Source organism: Stenotrophomonas sp. YJH_SMC_94-11 (assembly GCF_059370435.1).
In genome coordinates this window covers 133,987-153,706 of sequence record NZ_JCAFTR010000008.1, presented here as the reverse complement: position 1 = coordinate 153,706, position 19,720 = coordinate 133,987, and the positions used below count along the sequence as shown (strand labels likewise).

General features: G+C 62.6%; 15 protein-coding genes and 1 pseudogene. 11 read left to right on the top strand and 5 right to left on the bottom strand.

Annotated features, from left to right (window positions below; translation table 11 throughout):
* Positions 1-53 precede the first annotated feature (53 nt).
* Both AC5P74_RS14945 and AC5P74_RS14940 read left to right on the top strand, forming a co-directional pair.
* Positions 54-440 (top strand): SseB family protein, encoded by a 387-nt coding sequence (locus tag AC5P74_RS14945; RefSeq protein ID WP_005415624.1) that lies wholly within the window; start codon positions 54-56, stop codon positions 438-440.
* 141 nt (positions 441-581) lie between these two features.
* Entirely contained in the window at positions 582-899 is a 318-nt protein-coding gene (locus AC5P74_RS14940; protein WP_329841459.1) for a hypothetical protein, read from the top strand.
* A 132-nt stretch (positions 900-1,031) separates the two neighbouring features.
* On the opposite strand, the gene AC5P74_RS14935 is transcribed toward AC5P74_RS14940, so the two are convergent.
* The 3 genes from AC5P74_RS14935 to AC5P74_RS14925 form a co-directional block, all read right to left on the bottom strand.
* The gene (locus AC5P74_RS14935; RefSeq protein WP_329841461.1) at positions 1,032-4,616 is read right to left on the bottom strand and encodes an ABC transporter permease/M1 family aminopeptidase; all 3,585 of its coding nucleotides are present in this window, start codon (positions 4,614-4,616) and stop codon (positions 1,032-1,034) included.
* A gap of 12 nt (positions 4,617-4,628) precedes the next feature.
* Positions 4,629-5,531, bottom strand: a complete 903-nt coding sequence (locus tag AC5P74_RS14930) for an ABC transporter ATP-binding protein (RefSeq protein WP_005412555.1) — start codon at positions 5,529-5,531, stop codon at positions 4,629-4,631.
* A gap of 356 nt (positions 5,532-5,887) precedes the next feature.
* Positions 5,888-6,919, bottom strand: coding sequence for a LacI family DNA-binding transcriptional regulator (locus AC5P74_RS14925; RefSeq protein WP_053496894.1), 1,032 nt, complete (start codon positions 6,917-6,919; stop codon positions 5,888-5,890).
* A gap of 291 nt (positions 6,920-7,210) precedes the next feature.
* On the opposite strand from AC5P74_RS14925, the gene AC5P74_RS14920 reads away from it, so the two are divergent.
* The 3 genes from AC5P74_RS14920 to AC5P74_RS14910 all read left to right on the top strand — a co-directional run bounded on the left by AC5P74_RS14920 (position 7,211) and on the right by AC5P74_RS14910 (position 13,229).
* Entirely contained in the window at positions 7,211-7,783 is a 573-nt protein-coding gene (locus AC5P74_RS14920; RefSeq protein WP_043034165.1) for a single-stranded DNA-binding protein, read from the top strand.
* A 429-nt stretch (positions 7,784-8,212) separates the two neighbouring features.
* Positions 8,213-12,841 carry an RHS repeat-associated core domain-containing protein gene (locus AC5P74_RS14915; RefSeq protein ID WP_495204995.1) on the top strand — a complete coding sequence of 1,543 codons (4,629 nt, stop codon included), beginning with the start codon at positions 8,213-8,215 and terminating at the stop codon, positions 12,839-12,841.
* Between the two features lie 10 nt (positions 12,842-12,851).
* Positions 12,852-13,229: a tetratricopeptide repeat protein gene (locus AC5P74_RS14910; protein WP_171957772.1), complete on the top strand. Its 378-nt coding sequence runs from the start codon at positions 12,852-12,854 to the stop codon at positions 13,227-13,229.
* 92 nt (positions 13,230-13,321) lie between these two features.
* Here AC5P74_RS14910 and AC5P74_RS14905 read toward each other — a convergent pair whose 3' ends face one another.
* Together AC5P74_RS14905 and AC5P74_RS14900 are read right to left on the bottom strand one after the other, a co-directional pair.
* Entirely contained in the window at positions 13,322-13,693 is a 372-nt protein-coding gene (locus AC5P74_RS14905; RefSeq protein WP_171957771.1) for an H-NS histone family protein, read from the bottom strand.
* Positions 13,694-13,774: 81 nt separating this feature from the next.
* A pseudogene (locus AC5P74_RS14900) lies at positions 13,775-14,293 on the bottom strand (tyrosine-type recombinase/integrase); the annotation flags it as partial.
* A gap of 469 nt (positions 14,294-14,762) precedes the next feature.
* On the opposite strand from AC5P74_RS14900, the gene AC5P74_RS14895 reads away from it, so the two are divergent.
* From AC5P74_RS14895 to AC5P74_RS14870, 6 genes are all read left to right on the top strand, one after another.
* On the top strand, positions 14,763-15,155 hold the full coding sequence (locus AC5P74_RS14895) for a tetratricopeptide repeat protein (protein WP_329841463.1): 393 nt from the start codon (positions 14,763-14,765) through the stop codon (positions 15,153-15,155).
* A gap of 74 nt (positions 15,156-15,229) precedes the next feature.
* Complete coding sequence (locus AC5P74_RS14890) at positions 15,230-15,454, top strand: hypothetical protein (protein ID WP_171957768.1); 225 nt, start codon at positions 15,230-15,232, stop codon at positions 15,452-15,454.
* Between the two features lie 318 nt (positions 15,455-15,772).
* Positions 15,773-16,669, top strand: coding sequence for a hydroxypyruvate isomerase family protein (locus tag AC5P74_RS14885; protein ID WP_346607588.1), 897 nt, complete (start codon positions 15,773-15,775; stop codon positions 16,667-16,669).
* A 27-nt stretch (positions 16,670-16,696) separates the two neighbouring features.
* Positions 16,697-18,382: a GMC oxidoreductase gene (locus AC5P74_RS14880; RefSeq protein ID WP_206627239.1), complete on the top strand. Its 1,686-nt coding sequence runs from the start codon at positions 16,697-16,699 to the stop codon at positions 18,380-18,382.
* On the top strand, positions 18,382-18,957 hold the full coding sequence (locus tag AC5P74_RS14875) for a gluconate 2-dehydrogenase subunit 3 family protein (protein WP_005415638.1): 576 nt from the start codon (positions 18,382-18,384) through the stop codon (positions 18,955-18,957). Before AC5P74_RS14880 ends, AC5P74_RS14875 begins: the two co-directional genes overlap by 1 nt.
* On the top strand, positions 18,957-19,715 hold the full coding sequence (locus tag AC5P74_RS14870; protein WP_053497599.1) for a 3-keto-disaccharide hydrolase: 759 nt from the start codon (positions 18,957-18,959) through the stop codon (positions 19,713-19,715). Before AC5P74_RS14875 ends, AC5P74_RS14870 begins: the two co-directional genes overlap by 1 nt.
* Positions 19,716-19,720 lie beyond the last annotated feature (5 nt).

Here is a 19,720-nt window from a genome sequence, read left to right as displayed (position 1 = left end):
TCGAGCAGGCTCGACCCTACAATAGGCCCCCCCTATCTCCCCGCCGTGCCGCCATGACCGACCTCGTCCCGCAGACTCCGATCGAAACCCTGCTGAAGGCGGCGATGGACGGGGCGGTGCCGATCCGCGCCTTCATGGAAGCCTTCGTCGCCTCCGAGGTGGTGCTGCAGACCGGCAGCCTGGTGACCCCCGATGGCAGCGGTTTCGACCCGCTGCTGTTCGACAAGCAGGGCACGTTGCACGTGGCCGTGTTTACCGATCCGTCGCGGGTGGGCATCTACAGCCAGCAGGCCGAACACCAGATCCGCTGGCTGATGCTGGACGTGCTGCGTCGCGTGCCGGGTGGCTACGGCGTGGTGATCAATCCGGGCACCCCGCTGGGCTTCGAGATCTCGCCCAGCGGCATCGGCGAGATCCTGAAGGACTTCGCCCAGGGTTGATTGTCATGTAGAGCCGAGCCCATGCTCGGCTGCCGTTCGCGCCATGCCGGATCAGTCGAGCACGGCCCGACCCTACAGAACGCTTCCCTTCGGGTGCCGTACGTGGTTCCTTTTGGATAACACCAGGATCGAGGCTCTGCTGTGGAATTGAAGGAATTACCTGTCGGCTCACCGGCACGATCACGTCATTCCCGCTCCGCACTGATCTTCCTGATCGCAGCCATCATTGCCGCGCTGGTGTCCATGCCCCTGCTGCGCGCGGTGGGCATGGTGCAGTGGCCGGCCTTCGCCATTGCCTGGCTGATCAACCTGGGTTCGGCCTGGTATCTGGCCCAGTGGGCACGCGAGCAGGGTCGTTCGGCGTGGGCATTCGGATTGCCGGCGGTGCTCGGTACCGTCGCTTCGATCGTGGTCTATGTGCTGTTGGCGTTGCTGGGGCCGAAGGCCGCGGTGCACTGAGTTTTCGCGGCTGCCGTGGACAATGTGCCGAGCATGGCTCGGCACTACAGTAGGGCCAAGCCAAGCAGCAAGGCCGAGCCAAGCCCGCACGCGTTGCGTGGAGCGCCGGCGCACAGGCCCGCGCCCCCTCCCTCACATCGTCACCTTGCGCCGGTTGTCATCGCTCACCCGGTCGATCAGCTTGTTGTAGGGATCGAAGCCCGCTTCATCCGGCTTCCCGTCCACCGTCACCGTGATCTTCGGCTCGGCGCTGGTGATGTGGTGGCGCTGCAGGTACAGCACCTTCTGGTCGCGCTCCTTGCCCGACGGGCCGTTGGCGAACACGCCGATCTCGACCCAGTCATCCATCTTCGCGTCGCTCTCCTTGCCCTTGCCATCGGCGTACTGCTTGGCGGCGTGCAGGTCCAGGGTCACGTCGTAGCGCCCGTCATCGCGCTTGCGGGCGCTGGCGGCCATCACCCGGTTGTCGTAGAAGCTGATCTTCTCGAACAGATCGGTGACCAGCTGCTGGCGGTCAGCCGGGGTCTCGGCGCGGATGTAGCCCAGCAGCTCGCGTGAGGTGGTGTACGGCGGCTGCTGGTAGCCCTTGTCCTGCAGGAAGCGCTTCAACGCCCGGTTCAGGGCCTGCTCGCCGATTTCCTCGCGCAGCCGATAGAACACCAGCGAACCCTTCTGGTAGTGGATGTACTGCTGGTTCTCCACGCGCTCCAGCGGCTGTTCCTCGATGGCCTCGCCGCCGCGGCCGGACAGGTAACCGTCCAGCTCGCGCTTGAGGAACTGGCGCATGTGCTGGCGGCCGTACTCCTGCTCCATCACCATCAGCGCCGAGTACTGCGACAACGATTCGGACAGCACCGTTGCGCCCTGCACGTTGGCACCAATCACCTGGTGCGCCCACCACTGGTGTGCGATCTCGTGCGCGGTCACGTAGAACACGTAGTCCACCTTGTCCGGGTCACGCAGGTCAGCGATGAAACCGATGGCCTCGGAGTAGGGGATGGTGTTGGCGAACGACTGCGCGAAGCGGGCATAGCCCGGGAACTCGATGATGCGTACCTGGCGGTGCTGGTACGGCGTGAAGTTCGCCTCGTAGTAGGCCAGTGATTTCTGCACCGCCTCGATCATCCGGTCCACGTTGTAGCCGTGCGCCGGATCGAAGTAGACCTCGATCGGGATGTCCTTGTACTTCGCCTTGCGCACCTCCCAGCGTGCCGACAGGTAGGCGTAGAAGTTCAGCATGGGCCGGTCCATGGCATAGCTGAAGCAGCGCCGGCCATTCACCGTGGTCTCGTGCCGCAGGTAGCCCGGTGCCAGCGCGACCTGGTCCGGCGCGGTGCACACCGTGGTGCGGAAATCGAGCCAGTCGGCATCATTGGAGATATAGGTGTTGGCCCGCGCTGCCTCGTCTTCCAGCCTGGGCATGCGCCGCGGTTCACCGAGATCGCGCTTGCGGCGTTCGTTGCGGTCGCTGATCTCGGCGCCCTCGTTATAGCCGAAGGACGGCAGTACGCGGCTGTTGAAGAACGTGCCGTTGTCCACGATGTTGCTCGGGGCCTGGCCGGCGGTGATGCCGTTGGGCTTCTGCACCACCCGGAAATGCACGCTGCGGGTTTCGCCCGCTTGCAGCGGCCTGTCCAGCCGGTAGATGCGGTAGCCGAGATCCTTGTCGTGGAAGGTCAACTTCTGCCCGCCGAGGTCGGCGGCCAGCAGCTGCTTGTCGTCGCCCATTGAGACATGCAGTTCCTGGATGGGCTGCGCGTGCAGGTTGCGGATGGTCCAGTTCGCATCGATCACCATTGACTGCGATTCCGGGAACAGGTCCACGCGGTTGTCCACGGCGACAATGCGTGGCTGCGGCAGGTTGCGGTACTTCGACAGCTCGCGCTCGTAGCGGGCCTGCAGGTCCAGCTGCTGGTCGGGCGGGATGAACTCGTTGCGGATGTTGGTGCTCCAGTACAGCCAGCCGCCCACGCCGACGAACGCCACTGCTGCCAGCGCCGCAAAGGCGCCGGTAGGGCCGCGCAGCCGACGGCCAGCCAGCGCCAGGCGCTGGCGCAGGCCCTGGCTGACACCGCGTACCCAGAAGGCTGAAGCCAGGCACATCAGCGTCAGCAGGAACAGCGCCCAGTAGCCCTGGAAGGCCAGCTGCCCTGGCAGGAAGTGGCCGTAGCCGTTCATGTCCGAATAGGGCGCGTTGGGCCAGCTGCCGAAGTTGTACAGGTGCTGCGTGTAGTCGAGCAGGCCGAGCACGCCCTGGCCGATCATCACCACGATCAGCAGCGCGTAACCGACGAACTTGTTGTTGGTGAGTACCTGCAGCACCAGCGCCAGGCCCCCCATCAGGATGTAGACCACCGAATCCAGCGCCAGGCTGCGCAGGTACAGCAGCGGCTCCAGATGGGTGTAGCCCTTGGCCAGCTGCACGCCCATCGCGGCCAGCGCACCGGCGGCCTGGAAGCAGACGATCACCGCCAGCAGCGCAGTGAACTTGGCCAGCAGTGGCACCCAGTTCGGCACCGGCATGGCATCGGTCACTTCGTTGATACGCGCGCTGCGTTCCTTCCAGACCAGTTCACCGGCGAAGAACAGCACGATGATCACCAGCAGCCAGCTGAAGGCGCCCTGCAGGGCCATGATCATCTGCGAGGTGACCGGCCAGATCGAGGTGCCGTACAGGGTCTGCCGGAACAGCGCGCTGGGCAGGAAGTTGGCCAGGCCCAGCACCAGCAGCACGATGAACGGCACGCTGCGCAGCACGCCGCGTGTATCGAAGCGCACCTGGCGCAGGAACTGCCGCCACGCCGTGGTGGCGGTGAACGCCGGCACCACGCGCGGCAGTGCTGCGCGGGTGGGGCGGACACTGGCGGCATCGGCAACCGGTGGCGCCTGCCTGCGGCCCCAGCGCCGACGACCACTGCCGCTGCGTTCGGTACGGAACAGCGCGAAGGTGGCGGCGAACAGCGCGGCAGCCACACCCAGCCACAGAGCACGGTTGGCCAGCAGGTAACCGGCCAGCTCGGGAATCCCGTTGTTGCGTTCGGCGGTGGACCAGTAGCGGATCGTGCGGCCGAGGGCGCGCATGCCCAGCGGTTCGCTCAGCACCGCGATCCACGTATTGTCGATGTCACGCAGCAGGGCCGCGCTGGCACCGTACAGCACCAGGTAGGCCACCAGGCCGATGTAGACCCACAGGATCGAGCGGGTCAGTGCCGCCAGCAGCGACAGCAGTGCGGTGGTGAACAACAGGTTCGGAATGACGATGACCGCGAACGTCCACGCATAGCCCTGCCAGCTGATCGGGCCCATGCGCTCGGGATCGACCCACGGCATGAACGGTGCCAGCCACAGCCCGAACGCGATCACCACGTAAACCAGCAGCCCGGCGGCGAGGGCAGCGGCGATGCGCCCCGCCAGGTAGTCGCGGCGTTTCACCGGGCTGGCGAAGATCAGTTCGGCGGTGCCCAGTTCGAAGTCACGCAGCAGCGCATTGCTGACGAACAGTGCAGTGACCAGCATGCCGAGCAGGGTGAAGATGCCCAGCATCTGCGCGATCACGGTGGGCGCGTTGCTGTGCACGTTGCCGCTACCGCCACCGATCTGCACCGCATCGCTGGAGGCGGCGGCGAAGGCGAGCAGGGCGAACAGCCCGGCCAGCAGCCACAGCAGCGGGGAGCGCAGCTGCTCGCGCAGCTCGAAACGGAAGAAATCGAGGATCATGGTGTGCTCCGCTCAGGCTGCCGCGCGGGCACGGGCCTGCAGGCGCAGGCGCTGGAAGTACACGTCCTCGAGGTCGGGAGCCACGGCCGCGAAGCCATCGCCGGGGTCGTTGGCGCTGTGCACGTGGATCACTGGGCGGCCCCCGACCAGGCGGGTCGAGAGCACCACGTAGCGTGCTTCATGGTCGGCCAGTTCCGAAGGATCGACCTGCTTGCGCCAGACCTGCTGCTGCAGGGCATCGATGGCATCGGCCGGTCGCCCGGTCAGCAGCACCTGGCCCTTGTTCATGATCGCCATCGTCGGGCACAGGTCGGTCACGTCCTCGACGATGTGGGTGGACAGGATCACCGCCACGTTCTCGCCAATCGCCGCCAGCAGGTTGAGGAAGCGGTTGCGTTCCTCCGGATCGAGGCCGGCGGTGGGTTCGTCGACGATTACCAAGCGTGGGTCACCCAACAGCGCCTGAGCGATGCCGAAGCGCTGTCGCATGCCGCCGGAGTAGGTGCCCAGCTTGCGCTTGCGCGCGTCCCAGAGGTTCACCTGCTGCAGCAGTCCATCGACCACCTCGCGACGCTGGGCGCGCTGGGTCAGGCCCTTGAGCACCGCGAAATGTTCCAGCAGGTCCAGCGCGCTGACTTTCGGGTACACGCCGAAATCCTGCGGCAGGTAGCCCAGCCGGCGGCGCACCGCATCCTTGTCGCGCAGTACGTCGATCGGCGCCTCGCCCGGAATGCTGAGCGTCGCCGTGCCGCTGTCGGCCTCCTGCAGGGTGGACAGCGTGCGCATCAGCGACGACTTGCCAGCGCCGTTCGGGCCGAGCAGGCCGAACATGCCGCGCGGGATGTCCAGGGTGACGTTGTTGAGGGCATGCACGCCGTTGGCGTACGTCTTGGACAGCGAATCGATCTTCAGCACTTGGCAGCTCCAGGAGAAGAGGCGGACCGAGATGGAATCGACCGGGCGACCTGAAATCGGGTTGCCGGCCTTGAAGGCTGAAACTCTGGGACGTGCAGCTGCAACGTCCTATAGGACATGTCCCAGAGATCACCGATCTTCGCGGATGTCCTGCAGGCGCAGGGCTGCAACACCGGATCGCATGCGATTGGCTCCCGTTCGACCACCAGCTGGCAGTTCAGGACGGGTGCCCCCGATATGCCACACGTGCGTCGTGTTTATCGCTTACGAGCAGGCAGGCGTCATCCGCCGTTGGTCATGGGGGGAGAATCCCGCCATCGTGCGTTGGCCGGAGCGCCGGCCCAGCGGCGCGGCGCCTACCCGCGCAGGGATGATTCGCGCACGACCAGCTTCACCGGGATGCTCTGGCTGTCCACCGGCTGCCGCCCGATCAGCGCCAGCAGGCGTTCCACCAGCAGCTGCCCGGCCTGCTTGGTGTCCTGCTGCACGGTGGTCAGCGCCGGGGATACCGAAGCGGCCAGCGGGATGTCGTCGAAGCCGGTCACCGCCACGTCCTGCGGTACCCGCAGCCCGGCCTCGCGCAGGGCGCGCATCGCACCGATGGCGATCAGGTCGCTGGCCGCGCAGATCGCATCGATCGGCTCGCCGCGCGCCAGCAGGGCCTGGCAGGCCTCCTGGCCGGAGGCCTCGGTGGTGATCGCATCGTGCTGCAGCGCCGGTTCGGCAGCCAGGCCGTGGTCCTGCAGCGCCGCGACATGGCCGCGGTAGCGCTCCTGGAATTCGGGGTAGTGGCTGGAGGCATGGCCAAGGAAGGCGATGCGGCGGCAGCCCTGCAGCAGCAGATGGGTGGTGATGTCATGCCCGCCCTGGAAGTTGTCGCTGCCGATCGAGACACCGGGCTGGCCAGGCAGGGCGGCGCCCCAGCGCACGAAGTGCGTGCCCTGTTCGACCAGCCGCTGCAGGCGGTCGCGCGATTCGTGGTAGTCGCCGTAGCCGAGCAGGATGATGCCGTCGGCCTTGTTGCTGTCTTCGTAATCGGCCTGCCAGTCGGTGGACAGCTGCTGGAACGACACCAGCAGGTCCTGCCCGTGCAGGGCGCAGGCGCGGGTGATCGAGCCCAGCATCGAATGGAAGAACGGGTTGATCAGCGAATCGTCGTTGGTCGGATCCTCGAAGAACAGCAGGGCCAGCGTGCCGGCATTGCGCAGGCGCAGACTGGAGGCGTTCTTGTCGACCTTGTAATTCAGCTCGCGGGCGATGCGCAGGATGCGCTCGCGGGTCTCGGCGTTGACCATCGGGCTGCCACGCAGGGCCCGCGACACGGTCGGCTGGGAGACCCCGGCCAGGTGGGCGATGTCCAGGGAGGTGGCTTTGCCTTTGATCGTCATGGGCGGGCGGAGCGGGCAGGTGGAAGGTGCCCGGGCATGATGCCATGCGCAGACGCGAATGCCTCTCTGGACGTCGGTCGGGGCGAAGGTAAGTCATTGCCGGACAAGGAAATCAGCCTGATCCTTCGGTGCGGTCGGGGTCTCCTGACCGGGCGGACGGCGGCGGCGATGGTAAGATGCGTCGTTCTCGCATTCCCCAAAATTTCACCAGGGGCGGCCCAGCGTACTGCACCCCGCCCGGGGCTGTGCTATCACTGGCGGTCTGCCCCTGGACAACGGACGAAGGTACCTATGGCGCGCGGCATCAACAAAGTCATCCTGGTCGGCAATCTTGGCAACGACCCGGACGTGAAGTACACCCAGGGCGGCATGGCGATCACCCGCATCAGCCTGGCCACCACCAGCGTCCGCAAGGACAAGGATGGCAACCAGCAGGAGCGCACCGAATGGCACCGCGTGGTGTTCTTCGGCAAGCTCGGCGAGATCGCCGGCGAGTACCTGCGCAAGGGCAGCTCGGTCTACGTCGAAGGCAGCCTGCGTTACGACAAGTACACCGGCCAGGACGGCGTGGAGAAGTACTCCACCGATATCATCGCCGATGAAATGCAGATGCTGGGCGGCCGCGGTGAAGGCGGCGGCGGTGGTGGCGGCAACTACGGCGGCGATCGTCCGCAGCGCCAGCAGGCACCGCGCCAGGAGTACGGCGGCGGTGGCGGCGGCCAGCGTGGTGGCCAGGGCGGTGGCTATGGCAACCAGGGCGGCAACCAGGGCGGCGGCTACGGCAACCAGGGTGGCAACCAGCGTCCGCAGCCGCAGCAGGCGCCGCCGATGGACGACTTCGCTGACGACGATATTCCGTTCTGATTCCCACTTGACGGTTTTAGTGTTGATAGAGGCCCTCATCGTTGCGGATGGGGGCCTTTTTTTCGTTCGGCAGAATCCGGCCGTGATCTAACCTTCTACTTGCGGCAGGGTGTTGATGGATGACTGGCGACACACCATAGCGAATCAGAATGGAGAGCGGCACGGGAAAGCCGTCTGCGCGAGCCCATCGGTGGTGCATGGCTTCGGCGGGTCTTGATACGGCGTGCGAAGGACAGGAGTAAGCCTAACGAGCTGGCGCCGGGCTGTTGCACACCGTGTGGACACGGTTACCGCGGGCCTATGCTCAATTGCGGTGTGCTTCTCCAAAGCTTGTCTTGTCGCACAAAATCTGTCATTAGCTTGCTCTAGGATTTGCCGATCCCCAGCAAGGTTGGGGGAGAAGATGTTCGTTCCGCGCATTAAGGACGGATGTCGGATGGAATCCTTTGGCCGGAATTGCCAGTTTTCTTTCACATGGAGTGTGTACCAATGGCATTTGCAATGCCCCTGCGCAGCCACAAGGCTGCCGCGATTCTCTCCTTCTGCCTAGCTTTAGGCGGTGCATCGACTGCAAGTGCAGCCACCTACTACGGCCCTCCCTACAAGGTCCAGTCGTTCCGTGGGGTTGGCTCGTTTGAGAGCGTCGGTGCTGCGGTCAACTTCCTGGTCGGGAAGATCCAAGCGCCTTGCCAACAGGACCCCAAGTGCACCAAGCCGCCCGTTGTTACCGTGCGATACGGCAACGATGGCTGGGCGGCGACGATCTACGTCAACGGGAGTGCAAGTGACAATGTTTTTGCTTCCGAGATATTGATTGGGCAGCCCCAGAAAAATTTCGGCGGGTGCCAGAAGCGTTGCTCGGCTGGGCTTGGCTCCGCTACCGATGGAACTGGGGCTCGAGGTGCTGCTGACAGTGCTTCAAAGGCCAATGCCCGTGATCCAGGAAGCCCGTTTGAGGGTGATCCGATCAATACCTCCACTGGCAACTTCTATCGGCAGGAAACGGACTTCGAGTCTCCGTCAGGCCTGATGTTCCGGCGGTTCTACAACAGTTCTCCCCGTGCCCCGGGTTCTTCCTTGGGGCGTCAGTGGCGCCACCTGTTTGATCGGCGACTTGAGGTGCTAGCTTCCAATACTGGAGCCGCCGGAGAATACACGTTCATCCGTGCTATTCGGCCGGATGGCAGTTCAGAGCGGTTCACTCGAACCTCAAGCGGCTGGACCGTCGACGCCGATGTGGCAGACGTGCTCGTTGATCGAGAGGCGGGCACCGGCTATGCATTGCAGTTGGCGGCGAACCGCCAAACCGAAATCTACGATGCAACAGGCTTGCTGAAGGAGGTCTATGACTCTGCAGGCAGGAAGCTTCTGTATTTGCAGTATTCGGACGCAACCACGCCGGCAGATGTGGCGCCAGTCGCTGGACTCCTGTTGACCGTTGGCGACGCCAGCGGGCGCACGTTGAGCTTCAAGTATGATGCCTCATCGCGATTGACCACGATGATGTTGCCAGACGGTGCATCGCAAACGTTTGGCTACAACCCCGCAGGACAGCTTGCCTCGGTGACCTATCCGGACGCCACAAGCAAGGGTTACATCTACAACGAAACAGCCAACAGCCCCACTGTCGCAGGGACGTCCTTCCTCACAGGGATTGTGGATGAGAAAGGCGTTCGTCACGAGACCATTAAATTCGACTACAACCATCGCGCCTATCACGCAGAGTTCGCTGGCGGAGTTGATACCACAACCTTGGACTACGCCGCTTCCACCTGGAAGGGAACGCTGCCAGTAACCGTCAAGGGGCCACTCGGAGCCACTTCCAAGTTAGGCTTCGTGGATACAGGAAAGGGGCGTCTGATGCCCGCGGGCGGTTCGGCCGCCTGCGGTGACCAATGCAACCAACCCTACAAGGCCATGACCTATGACGTGAACGGCTACCCGGCGTCGGTCACGGACTTCAAGGGAATCACTACAAGGACCACTTACACGGCAGACGGGTTGCTGGCCGAACAGGTTGACGCCGCCGACACCCCCCAGCAGCGCACCACGACGACCACGTGGGATAACGCACTGCGTTTGCCCCTGAGTCGGGTGGTAAAGAACTCTGCGGGCGTGGCCGTTTCCAGCAGTTCATGGAAGTACAACGCGTTGGGCCTGGAGGTCGCGCGGTGCGAGGTGGATCCTGCTAATTCGGCTGCGGTCGGGTATGCGTGCGGAGCTGCAACCAATGCACCCGCTGGGGTTCGTCAATGGACCACCGCCTACTGCTCGGCGGTGGATGCCACCCAATGCCCGCAAATCGGTCTTGTCCTTGCAGAAGACGGGCCTCGGACCGATGTTCAGGACGTTACCAGGTACAGCTACTACCTGGCCGCGGATGAGTCGGGTTGCGGCGTTCTCGGGGGCTCCTGCCACCGCGCTGGTGACCTTCAGTCCGAGACCAATGCTCTCGGTCAAGTGACGACACGGCTGGCCTACGACCGAAATGGACGTGTCAGCCGCCTTCGAGACGTGACCGGCACGATCCATGATTTTGGCTATTCCACTCGAGGCAAGCTTACCTCGATAACCGAGCGGAACAGCATGGACGGAGCTGCGTCCACCAACGATCGAGTGACCTCCCTGTCCTATGACGCAACAGGTAATGTCGCATCGGTTGCTGACCCCGATGGAGTATCCCTCAGCTACGCTTACGATGATGCGCACCGTCTCGTCCAGATCAATGACGGGGCCGGGAACAACATTCGCTACACCCTCGATGTGGCAGGCAATCGCACGAAAGAGGAGGTGTTCGACGCAGGTGGTGGACTGAAGCGTTCGCTCTCTCGCGTTTACAACAAGCTGGGGCAACTGGTGTCCCAGAAGACGGCAGCGGGGAATTCAACCGACTTTACGTATGATCTGGCGAACAACGTCCAGCTCATCACCGATGCCCTGAAGCGCAAGACGCAGTTTGACTACGATCCCTATGGAAGGCCCAGCAGGGTGCTTCAGGACGTTTCCGGAATGGCGGTCGAGACGCGATACGAGTATGACGTCGAAGGCCGGACCACCAAGGTGGTCGATCCCAAAGGCCTGGCGACCATTTACGGCTATTCAGGGCTGGGCGACTTGTTGAGCCGCCAGAGTCCTGACACGGGCGCAACCACTGCCAGTTACAACAGTGCAGGGCAGCCGGCGAAGCAGGTTGACGCCAATGGCACGGCTAGCAGCTACACATACGATGCCCTGGGACGCGTGGTGCGCAAGGTTTATGGGGACCAAGCGATTGTTGCGTCATACGTGTATGACCAAGTCGAGGACATCTGCTCAGCCGGTGAGTCGTTTGCAAGCGGCCGGCTCTCATCCATGCAGGATGACGGCGCTAAAACCCAGTATTGCTACGATCGCGCCGGAAATGTGACGCGCAAGGTGCAGACGTCATCGGGGCAGAGCGTAGGCGTCAGCTATGCCTATACCAATGCTGGCCGACTTCGTTCTGTCACCTATCCTGACGGAATGGTGGCGGACTACAAGCGAGATGCAGCCGGCATGGTCACCGAGATCGGCGTGACGCGACCGGGTGCTGCTCGTGTCGTGTTGCTTTCCAGTGCAAAGCGCCATCCCTTCGGCCCCACTGCAGGCTGGGCCTACGGCAACGGGCGTACGCTGGCGCGAGACGTTGACCAGGATTACCGTCCGTCAGCGTTGATCGGCAGTGGCTCGGGAGCACTGAATGCAGCCTTCTCGTTCAGTGCCGTGGGCGAGTTGACCGGCCTCACCTCCGGAGGGACTGGGGCAACGTCCGTATCGATGACCTATGACGCATTGAGCCGACTGACTGCCTTCAAGGATGCGGCGACTGGCTCGATCATCGACAGCTACGCCTACGACGCCACGGGCAATCGCACGTCCGCGAAGGTCAATGGAGTTGATCAAGCCTACGTCTATCCGTCAGACAGTCATCGCCTGCAAAGCGCCGGGGGCGTGTCGCGTGCCTACGATGCGGCTGGCAACACGCTTTCGATCCAAGGCGTAGAACGCGAGTTTGCTTACAACGCAATGGGGCGCCTGAGTGCGGTGAAGCGAAACGGCGCGGTTGCTGCGGAATACCATTACAACGATCTTGGCCAGCAGATAGCACGTAAGGCCGGAGGTGCCTCAGCGCTGAGTCTCTACGATGAGCGCGGGCAATGGCTGGGGGAATACGACCAGGCGGGTATTGCGCGTCAGCAGGTGATCTGGTTGGACAACCTGCCTGTCGGATTGCTGAAGGGTAGCGCGCTCTACTACGTTCAGCCGGATCATCTGGGCACCCCTCGCGTTGTCGTTGATCCAGCCCGTGACGTCGCAGTTTGGAGTTGGGATCTGAAGGGGGAAGCGTTCGGTGCGACGGCACCAAACGAGGATCCGGACCAGGACGGCACGCTGTTTGAGTTCGCGATGCGCTTCCCTGGGCAGCGATACGACGCTGAAAGCGGCCTTCACTACAACGTTCAGCGTGACTACGATCCCGCCAGTGGCCGCTTCGTGACGTCAGACCCGCTCGGATTGCAGGGGGGAATCAGCACCTATGGCTACGTGAAGGGCAACCCTCTCACCTCGGTTGACCCGGATGGGATGCTGGCAATTCCTTTGCTGCCCCCGCCCCCCGTGGTCACGGGCGCCCCCGGTGCCGTTGGGGCGTACAATGGGGGCGACCTCAGCAATCCGAACGGCAATTGGGATTTTGGTCCAAAGATCAACAGCGATAGCCTTAGGAATGCCCTTAAGGCGGGTGAGATGCTGGGGGTTGGGACAAACGGTCTCCTTGGGCCGAATGGCATCCTGAATCCGCAGAGTTCCGCGTCCAAGATGGCGGTTGCGTTGATTCGGTCGGCATGTGCGGATGGGGAGGATGATCTTGAGGCAGACTGCCAAGAGCACATTCAAGCCTGCAAAGTGACATGCACGCGCGCAGGCGGTGACTTCAGACAGCCTAGTGTTTGGGGGGGAAGCTTCGTTCGTTGCATGACCGGCTGCGTCCCGCACCGCTGTCAAGACTTGATCAAGGAGAGCGATGTCAATGGATATTAGGAGTGCCAAGTTGCTGCTGGAGTCGGGCGACCTGGATGGTGCTCGTAAACAACTGTTGGAGATCGTTGAGCGTGATCCCTCTTCCGAGCGCGCTTGGCTATTGTTGGTCGGCCTCGGTTTTCGAACAAATGACGCGAATCTATCGCTGCAAGCGTTGCGCCAGCTTGAAAAAACCCGACCGCGTGACGCGTTCGTTGTTTCTGGGTTGGTGGACTGTTTGATTCAGCTGGAGCGCTATGGCGAGGCGAAGGAGGTCATTCGCGCCTTTTCGGATGCAGCCGTTCCTGGAATTCCTGCTCACGATACCGTGCTGCAAGAACATCGCAGAGCACTTCAGTTCATCAACGATAGACTTGAGGCTGCAGGCAAGAGCTCGGGCTCACCCTGACATTCAGTCCTGCATCATTCATCGGCCGGCCGGCCGGCCGGTCGGCCGGCTGCATGCTAGGCAGAAGCCGGCCGCCTTGATTAGTCGCAGGATTAACTAATCAGGAAATCTTGAGGCAATGCTCCCTTAGCAACCAGCAGGGCCATCCACTTGGGCTGCCTACCGCGCCCAGTCCAAGTCTCTTCAGGATTGGCCGGGTTGCGATACTTCGGAGCCACCTTGCCCAGTTTGCGGGCCGAAGGGCTTTTCCGGACGTTTGTCTTCTTGGACTTGCTGGGCGCCGCCGCATCAGGAACTCCGTAGAGTTCCTCGATTGTGTAGCCATGATCCTTGACGTATTTGTTGATCTTGGCACGCATGGCAGCAGCCTTCGGGCGTGTCAGGATCTTGGTCTGCTGCTTCTCTGCGGTGCTGATCAAAGAGCGCAGCTCTTTGACCGACAATCCCGTCAAATCGATAGGCATTAGAGATTTCCTCAAAATGGACAGCCGTTAGCCTAGTGTTGAACGAGCTTGATTGCCACACGCGCGGTGGCCGGGTGGCCATTATGGGTAGAACTTGCTGGGGTCGGAAAGCTGTGCTGCGAACTGACCTCGCTCATACTTAGGCAGTTCAACGCTAGGCTGGTAACGCTTGATGGTGCGAACCTTCTTATTTTGAGCCAACGCTGGTTTTTTGTGGAAGTAGGCCTCGTGCAAGACGGCGACACGCTTGTTGGGCGAGTGCCCGGTGATCAGTGCGATGACCTCTTCCGGGATGTCCTGGTGATGAAGTTCCGTGGCGATGGTGTGGCGGAATGCATGAAACCCAACACCCTTTCTGAAGCCCAGACGCTTCATGTAGGTGCTGAACTGGTTGAGTGCCGCTTGGCTGTAGCGAGCGTTTGAGTCGCCCGTTTTGCGGTTGACACCCGCCGAGAGGTGAGGGAAAAGCCGAGGATGGCCGCATTGTCGAATGTCTTCCACGAAGTCCAGGAAGTCAGCGTCAATGAGTTGCTGTGCGATGGGCACGTCCCGGATGGCGGATCTGCCTTTCAAGCGTTGTCGGCTTCTGCCTCGGTTCTTACGTGAAGGGCAACCCGCTCGCATCAGTTGATCCCGATGGGATGCAGGCAATTCCTTTGCTGCCCCCGCCCCCCGTGGTCACGGGCGCCCCGGGTGCTGTTGGGGCGTACAATGGAGGCGACCTCCGCAATCCGAACGGCAACTGGGACTTTGGCCCAATGATCAACAGCGATAGCCTTCGGAATGCCCTTAAGGCAGGGGAGATGCTGGGAGTTGGGCCAAGGTATTCTGAATCCGAATAGTCCAGCGTCGCAGATGGCTGTTGCATTGATCAAATCTGCGTGTGCCGACGGAGATGACGACGACTTCGTTGCTGACCGCCAAAGCTATATCCAGGGCTGTAAGACTACCTGCACTCGCGCTAAAGATGATTTCAACCAGCCGGGTCTCTGGGGTGGGAACTTGGCACGCTGTATGCTTGGGTGCGTTCCCTATCGGTGCCAGAAGTTAATGAAGCAGAGCGACCTTGATGGATATTGATAAAATTACCAGTATGCTTGAGGCGGGTGACGACAATGCCGCGCGTCACCACCTTTTGGATCTTGTAAAGCGCGATCCCGCTTGTGAGGTCGCGTGGTTGTTTCTTGTTGGGATTGGTTTTCGGAGCGATGACGCGGAGTTGTCCCTCTGGGCGCTTCGTGCGCTTGAGAAGCTTCGTCCTCGCGATGTGTTGGTCGCGTCTGGACTCGTGGACAGCCTGCTTCGGCTGAAACGATATGAGGAAGCTAAGGAGGTCATTCATGCCTTCTCCAAGATTGCTTGTCTTGGTATGCCCGCCCATGACACAGTCCTCGAAGAACATCGCAGGGCCCTTCAGTTCATCAACGATAGCGTTGAGGCTGCAGGTGACGAAGACGAATAGCTGACGCGTTTGCTAATCGCGAAGCCTTGGTTTGATCGATTACTTTCGCTCGACGTCACGAGCTCTGCGCCTTGATGAGGTTGCTCTCCCAGCCGTGCGTGGCTGGCAGCGTTATCTTCGATGAATTTCTCAAGCTTTTGCGCGAGAACTTTGTTTTTGATTCGCCCAAGGCAGGCGTTGCCTTGGTTTGGATGATGAGGATGGCGAAGTTCTTGGGCCTGGATGAAGTAAAGGAATGGCTTGAAGGCGGGGACATCCCTGGCGCGCGCCTGCCGGGCCGTGTCGATGCTCTTGACTGACGGGTGCACCTGACGAGTGCAGATGTTTACGTTAGAACAGGCTCAATCGAACAGAACGCCTACCTTGCTTGACCAGCGAGGATTTGTTTACACGTTTGGTAGTCACAACTGTTCTGATCGGACGCTCGCCTGCTGCAGAAAAGAAAGCCCCGCTCATGCGGGGCTTTTCTTTGTCCGCGATTCCTGCGGAGTTGTGCTTCGCAGCATCAGTTTTCGTGCACCGCGACTTGCAAACAGACAATTTCCTCCCCTATGGTGCAATCGATTGCATTGCAGTGAATCGTTGCGTTTGATACCGGTTGGGAGGCCGGCAGGTGGATGTCCGTCCATTCGATCAGACCGGCTCCGGCCACGGGGCTCACGCGGCGTGATGCGTTGCGCATGGCGGTTGCTGGAGGCGTAGCCCTGGGTACTGCGGGAGCGTTGCCTGCATTCGCCGCCACCGCAGCGCTCAAGGGCAACCTGAAGCATTCCGTCGCCCGCTGGACCTTCCCGCAGCTGTCGGTCGCCCAGCTCTGCACGACGGTGAAGGACATCGGCTTCGCCGCCATCGACCTGGCCGGCCCGGATGACTGGCCCACGCTGAAAGCCCACGGCGTCTACAGCTCGATGTGCAACGGTGCGGAGCTGGGCCTGACCAAGGGCTTTGCCGGCCGTGAGTTCCACGACCCGCTGGTGGAGCGCTACACGCGGCACATCGACCTGGTCGCCGATGCCGGCTATCGCAATCTCATCTGCTTCTCCGGCAACCGCAATGGCATGGACCCCCACGACGGCATGGCCAATGCCGAGGCCGGCCTCAAGCGCGTCCTCGGGCATGCCGAGAAGCGCGGCGTCGTGCTGGTGATGGAACTGCTGAACTCCAGGGTCGACCATCGCGACTACCTGTGCGACCACTCCGCATGGGGCGTGGAGCTGTGCCAGCGGCTCGGCTCGGACAATTTCGGCCTGCTCTACGACATCTACCACATGCAGATCATGGAGGGCGACATCATCGCCACCATCGGAAAACACCATGCCTGTTTCAAGCACTACCACACCGCAGGCGTGCCCGGCCGGAACGAGATCGGAGACCGGCAGGAGCTGAACTATCCGGCCATCTGTCGCGCGATCCGCGACACCGGTTTCAAGGGGTATCTGGCGCAGGAGTTCATGCCTGCCGCGCCCGATCCCGTTGCCTCATTGCGCGAGGCGATCCGCCTCTGCGACGTCTGAAACGATATCCACCCAGGTGAGAGACCCATGGCAGATAATCACTACGACGCCATCGTTGTTGGCTCGGGAATCAGTGGCGGTTGGGCGGCAAAAGAGCTGACCGAGAAGGGCCTGAAGGTCCTGATGCTGGAACGAGGACGCAACATCGAGCACGTCAAGGACTACGTCAATGCGATGAAGGAAGCGTGGGACTTCCCGCACCGCAATCGGCCAACGCAGGCGATGAAGGCCGCTTTTCCGGTGCTGATGCGCGACTACGGCCTCGCCGAGAACCTGGAAGGAATGTGGGCCAACGAGCAGGACTCACCCTACATCGAAACCAAGCGTTTCGACTGGTTCCGTGGCTACCACGTCGGTGGGCGCTCGCTGATGTGGGGCCGGCAGAGCTATCGGTTTTCCGACCTGGACTTCGAAGCCAACCTCAAGGACGGCATCGCCACCGACTGGCCGATACGCTACGCCGACATCGCGCCGTGGTATGACCATGTGGAAAAGTTCGCCGGCATCGCCGGCACGCGCGAGGGACTGGACGTGCTGCCGGATGGTGAGTTCCTGCCGCCGGTTCCGTTGAACATCGTCGAGAAGGACGTGGCCGCACGGATCAAGAAGGCCTTTGGTGGCACGCGGCACATGATCCACTCGCGCACTGCCAACATCACCCAGCCGATGCCCGAGCAGGGGCGCGTGAACTGCCAGTATCGAAACAAGTGCATTCTGGGCTGTCCCTTTGGTGCCTACTTCTCCACCCAGTCGGCGACGCTGCCGGCGGCGATGAAGACCGGCAACCTGACCCTGCGGCCGTTCTCGATCGTCAAGGAAGTGCTCTACGACAAGGATCGCAAGCGTGCGCGTGGCGTGGAGGTGATCGACGCCGAGACCGGGCAGACCTATCAGTACACGGCCAAGGTCATCTTCCTCAACGCATCGTCCTTCAACTCGACCTGGCTGCTGATGAACTCGGCCACCGATGTGTGGGAAGGCGGGCTGGGCTCTTCGTCGGGCGAGCTGGGGCACAACGTGATGGACCATCATTTCGGTGCGGGCGCCTCGGGCCGGGTCGAGGGCTACGAAGACAAGTACTACTTCGGCCGCCGTCCGTGCGGCTTCTACATTCCGCGGTTCCGCAATGTCGCCGCCGACAAGCGTGGCTACCTGCGCGGATTCGGCTACCAGGGCGGTGCCAGCCGCACCGGCTGGTCGCGCGAGATCGCCGAGCTGAACATCGGTGCCGACCTGAAGGAGGCGCTGACCGTGCCGGGTGACTGGCGCATCGGCATGACCGGGTTCGGTGAGATGCTGCCGCACCACGACAACACGATCCACCTGGACCGCGACCGTAAGGACAAGTGGGGGCTGCCGGTGCTGGCGATGGATGTGTCCATGCGCGCCAACGAACTGGCGATGCGCAAGGACATGGCCGCTGACGCCGCCGAGATGCTGGAGGCGGCCGGCGTCAAGGACGTGAAGATGCACGACAACGACTATGCCCCGGGCAAGGGCATCCATGAGATGGGGACTGCGCGTATGGGACGTGACCGGAAGAGCTCGGTGTTGAACGCGCACAACCAGGTGTGGGACGCGCCCAATGTGTACGTCACCGACGGTGCCTGCATGACCTCCAGCGCCTGCGTGAATCCGTCGCTGACCTACATGGCGCTGACCGCGCGCGCGGCTGACCACGCGGTACGCGAACTGAAAGCGGGGAACCTGTGATGGATCGCCGCGAACTGCTGAAGATGATCGTCGCCGCCACCGGTGCGGCGATGGTTGGCCTGCCAGCGCTGGTGCATGGCAAAGCACCAGCGGCCGGGATGATGGCCGCGTTCTCCGATGCCGAAATCGGCACGCTGGACGAGATTGCCGAAACCATCCTGCCGCGGACCCGGACACCCGGGGCGAAGGACGCGGGCGCCGGTGCGTTCATGGCGACGTTCGTCAGCGACTGCTACACCGCCAGGCAGCAGGCGGTGTTCCGCGCCGGGCTGGCGGACATCGACAAGCGCGCCGGTGGCCGCTTCGTGTCGCTCACGCCGGAGGCGCGCACCGGGTTGCTGCGTACACTGGATGCCGAAGCCAAGGCGCGCAATGCAGACGTGACCGAGACCGGAACGCCCGAAGAGGGCGAAGCCATGCCGCATTACTTCACGATGATCAAGCAGCTGGCCATCTTCGGCTTCTTCACCTCCAAGGTCGGTGCGACCGGGGTGCTGCAGTATGTCGCCGTGCCGGGGCGCTACGACGGTGACCTCGCCTATGTCCCCGGCACACCTGCCTGGGGGACCAGCTGATGGACACCAACCTGATGATCCGCCCTGCGTTGATCACCGCCGGCCTGCTGGCCGCTGCATCTGCGTTCGCACAGGACAATGCCGACGCTGTGCGTGACCCGAAGAAGACCGAAGTGTGGAGTCCTGTGCCCGCGACCGTGGCAACGCCACCTGGCAAGGCACCGTCCGATGCGATCGTGCTGTTCGATGGCAAGGATGTCTCCGCGTGGGAGGCGGAGCAGGGTGGCAGCGTGCCCTGGGAGGTGGCCGATGGCGCCATGACTGTCGTTCCGGGCAGCAAGGGCATCCGCACCCGGCAACGCTTCTGCGATGTCCAGCTGCATGTCGAGTGGCGCACGCCCACCGAAACGAAGGGCTTCGACGGCCAGAACCGGGGCAACAGCGGGATCTTCCTGCAGGAACTGTATGAACTGCAGGTGCTCGACAGTTACCACAACCCGACCTATGCCAATGGCCAGGCGGGTTCCATCTACAAGCAGGCCATGCCACGGGTGAACGCCTCGCGCGCACCGGGCCAGTGGCAGGTCTACGACATCATCTGGAAGGCCCCGCGCTTCTCGCCGGGCGGCGGCCTGACGTCGCCCGCACGGATCACCGTGCTGCACAACGGCGTGCTGGTACAGGACGACACCGTGCTGGCGGGCAGGACCGAATACATCGGTGCGCCTTCGTACGCACCGCATGGGTGCGCGCCGCTGTATCTGCAGGAACATGACTCCAAGGTCAGCTACCGCAACATCTGGGTGCGCGAGCTGTAGCGCTC